Annotated in this window: 5 protein-coding genes; 3 read left to right on the top strand and 2 right to left on the bottom strand. The window is 27.0% G+C overall.

The annotated features are described in order from the left end of the window. Positions 1-342: 342 nt before the first annotated feature. Together KPL37_RS19205 and KPL37_RS19200 are read right to left on the bottom strand one after the other, a co-directional pair. Positions 343-1023: a DarT1-associated NADAR antitoxin family protein gene (locus KPL37_RS19205; protein ID WP_216151678.1), complete on the bottom strand. Its 681-nt coding sequence runs from the start codon at positions 1021-1023 to the stop codon at positions 343-345. Beyond that, entirely contained in the window at positions 1023-1643 is a 621-nt protein-coding gene (locus KPL37_RS19200) for a DarT ssDNA thymidine ADP-ribosyltransferase family protein (RefSeq protein ID WP_216151677.1), read from the bottom strand. Before KPL37_RS19200 ends, KPL37_RS19205 begins: the two co-directional genes overlap by 1 nt. Positions 1644-1761: 118 nt before the next feature. On the opposite strand from KPL37_RS19200, the gene KPL37_RS20210 reads away from it, so the two are divergent. The 3 genes from KPL37_RS20210 (at position 1762) to KPL37_RS19190 (ending at position 3389) form a co-directional block, all read left to right on the top strand. Beyond that, positions 1762-1896 carry a hypothetical protein gene (locus KPL37_RS20210; RefSeq protein ID WP_281418735.1) on the top strand — a complete coding sequence of 45 codons (135 nt, stop codon included), beginning with the start codon at positions 1762-1764 and terminating at the stop codon, positions 1894-1896. Between the two features lie 260 nt (positions 1897-2156). After that, entirely contained in the window at positions 2157-3134 is a 978-nt protein-coding gene (locus KPL37_RS19195; RefSeq protein ID WP_343216315.1) for a hypothetical protein, read from the top strand. 15 nt (positions 3135-3149) lie between these two features. Next, positions 3150-3389: an ABC-three component system middle component 6 gene (locus KPL37_RS19190; protein WP_216151676.1), complete on the top strand. Its 240-nt coding sequence runs from the start codon at positions 3150-3152 to the stop codon at positions 3387-3389. Positions 3390-3481 lie beyond the last annotated feature (92 nt).

Here is a 3481-nt window from a genome sequence, read left to right as displayed (position 1 = left end):
GAATAAATAATTTTTAGTTTTGCCAGGAGCCGTATGCGAGGTCCGCACGTACGGTTCTGTGAGAGGAAAGAAGTCGGAAATTTATTACCGACTTTTACCTACTCGATTTATGTGTGATAAAATAGTAATTGAAAGAAAAAATAAAACGCAATAAGGTTTTATAATGAAAATGCTAACATAAAAAATAAAGTGATATAACAATTATAGATACCAATGGAACTTAAAAAAATGACTCCTGTTAACAATACAGAAATCATCTTTTAGATACCTAACACTCTTTTTTATAATGTGCTTGACATAGGTACCAGTTTAGCGGATTTACTCACTTCTTTAAAATTGTTTCTAGTCAAGAAAGTTCATTTGTTGATTATCTGTATGTTTAGTCAATATAATATTTTTATAGTTTAAAGGATTTACAATTGCTTTTTCTAATAATCCTTTTCTACTTAATGAGACAAATAATGCCACTGATCCAGCTTGACAATTAACTGACTTCATAGAATTAAATTCAATATCTGTAAAAGCATCAAATTTTAAAACTTCAGCTGCCAAGGCTTTCTTTTTATATAGTGCATTTATATATAGCCAATCATAGAACAGTGTTTTGGGTTCTAATTCCCATACAACATTGTAAAATTCAAATCTTATTAATTTACCTGATTCTTTTAATCGTTTGTCCTTTTTAGCGTCTCTAGATGTCATATACAGTATATCCTTATAAGGGCCTCCATTTTCAAAAACTTTACTACTTTGAAATGCACATTCTACACTATACTCTTTACCCTTTGGGGTGTTAATCATCAAATTAAATGCGCTTAAATTAATGCCTAAATCATCTCTAGATTTACTAGATATCTCTAGAGGGTTTTTACCTTTATATTTTTCTTTGAAATTTTCATGTAAATCATCTATTGATTTTTGTTTTTGGGATACTGCGAATCCAGGAAACCACTTAAATTCTATATCTATTTTTTTGAAAAAATTCTCACTGTTGTCAACGATAAATACGTTTCTTATAGCCATCATTTCCTCCAATATGCATAGTCTTTTCTATAGCTAAAAACGGTGTTATCAAATTCTAGTGTATACTTTTCTTTATATTTTTTAAAGTCAAAATTTTCAGGGAAATTCACTACAGGAGTATTAAATTTAATTGATTTTATATAAGTTGGTTCCATTTCACCTAAAACTATTACTTCTGCTTGAGGGTCAGTAGTAAATTCATCAGTTAATTCATACATCAATCTACTGTCATTTTCATAAAATAAGCTTTGTAATCCATTGATACCACTTGGATTAAAACAAATTGTGGCAGCGTTTGAAGTATAAAATATGCACTTTTTATCAATTAACAATTGTGGATTTAATTGAATAACACACCAAGTAACGTCGCAATTTGCAACTAAATTTGCAACTAAATTCCTATATTTATAAAACATGCGGTAGTTAGGATAACTTATAGATAAACTAATACCAGTTAACATGCCATCTAATCTTAGATTATCATTATTTTTATAATTAATATTAAATCTTTTTAAATCCTCAACAGACAATAACCCTTTATCAAGAATACTATTTAAATTATCTAACTTTGTAAAATGATAAAGGCTAGATATATTTCTATTATTTATAAAATTTAACATTAAATTACTTCTAATTGTATTATATTAAGAGGTGAAAAGCAAAATTCCATTTAAATGTTAATTAGGTAAAAAAAGCATAAACAAGGATGGTAGAATTAAGGGGTTTTCTATAGAAGGAATGAAGATATTTATTAAAGATGAGGAAATTAGGGTAGAGTGCAATGGGAAAGTGTATGATTTTAGTTGGGGAGAGTTTGAGAGAAAGCCTAGGGGGGTAATGGAGGGAATAATGGAGATTTGGAGCGGATGTTAGGAGTTAGGACATCTTAGTTGTAGTTTAAGAAGACGTAATTAATGAATAACATATAAACCATTATGCCGAAGGCGGCATAATGGTTTAATTAGGTTCAGGTAATGAAGATATTTAGGTGTTTTTTTATGGTTTAAATATGAACTTAATGATAAAAAGTAAATGGATTCGACATTGTAGGTACTAATTATTAGTGTTATAATTTATGATATATATGAGGTAGTTACGAGGTTTTATTTACATGAAATGCACAAGAAGTAGGGGTGATTACACTGGATAAATATGATTATATTGAAAGTATAATTCTTTTTATTAATGGAATAACAGGGATTAATTATCAATTGAAATTAAAAGAAGTCTTTAAAATATATTATGAATCACAAGGAAAAACTTACGAGATGCCTGATTATTATGGCGGAGATCAAAAAAATGATGGTTGGGTTGTAGAAGATGCGTTGTTTTATCAAATATATGCACCGACGAGACTTAAGGAATCATTAAAAAAAGAAATACAAAAGAAATTCAAAACAGATTTAGAGGGATTAATTAAAATTGTATATAAAGATGCTAAATGGAATGGTAGAATAGAAAAATTTATATTTATTGTAAATACTTTTGATTGTGAGTTACCACATGATAGTGAAAGATTTTTTGAAACTACAGTGCAAGAATTAAAAGCAAAATTTTCAATAGATTTTAAATATAGTGTTGTAAATAATGAATATATTAGAGATTTACTTAATACAATTGATGATATCGAATTATTGAAGCGTTTGTCCTCAGTGCTACATATAAAGAATCTTATTGACTATAATGCTATAACTGAAACTATTATTATAGATATAATAGGTGAAATATCAGGAAATATTCATTCTAAAATAGTATTTGATGATGAATTAACTACGTATAATAGAATATCTAGTATAAAGAAAATTGAGATTAATGATTTAAATGATAGAAGAGATGAGATTGAGAGTATTATTACTAAATTAGATGTTGTTGAAAAGGCTGTCAAGAGCATAAATCAAGATATTCTTTTTGCCAATAAATTTGAAAGAGTAAAGAATTTTATTATTAAAAAATATGAGGAATTGTCAATTGAATTATCTGGAATAAAATTATATGATACAATAATTGATGAAACATTATCATATACTAATAGTAAAAGTGCGGTTCTTATTCCAATGAAATTTTTAATTGTTTATATTTTTGATAAATGTGATATTTTTGAAAAAGAATAGTGTAGGAGGATAAATATGATATTACCTAATAAATATGTAACGCTAACCGAAAGCTATATTGGAATCAGTGCTCTTATACTTGAAACTATAGCAGATAAAAAATTAACTATTGATAAATTATGGAGTAAATTTCAGAGAAAGTATATACTTAGTAAGAAAATGAACACATACCCTACTTATCAAAAATTCATTTATATTTTAGAATTCATGTATTTGTGTAGTATGATATCTTACACGAGTAGTCACGGAAACTAATATGTAAAACTTGAATTTGTATGAAGTAATATCGAACTATAATTTTTGTGTTAAGAGAGCAGTTAGTAATAAAAATAGGCATAGCAAACAAG

This window comes from Clostridium frigoris (assembly GCF_018861865.1).
Taxonomy (GTDB): Bacteria; Bacillota; Clostridia; order Clostridiales; family Clostridiaceae; genus Clostridium_AD; species Clostridium_AD frigoris.
Note: the sequence above shows the minus strand (reverse complement) of the source record. Positions and strands in the feature narration are given on the sequence as shown.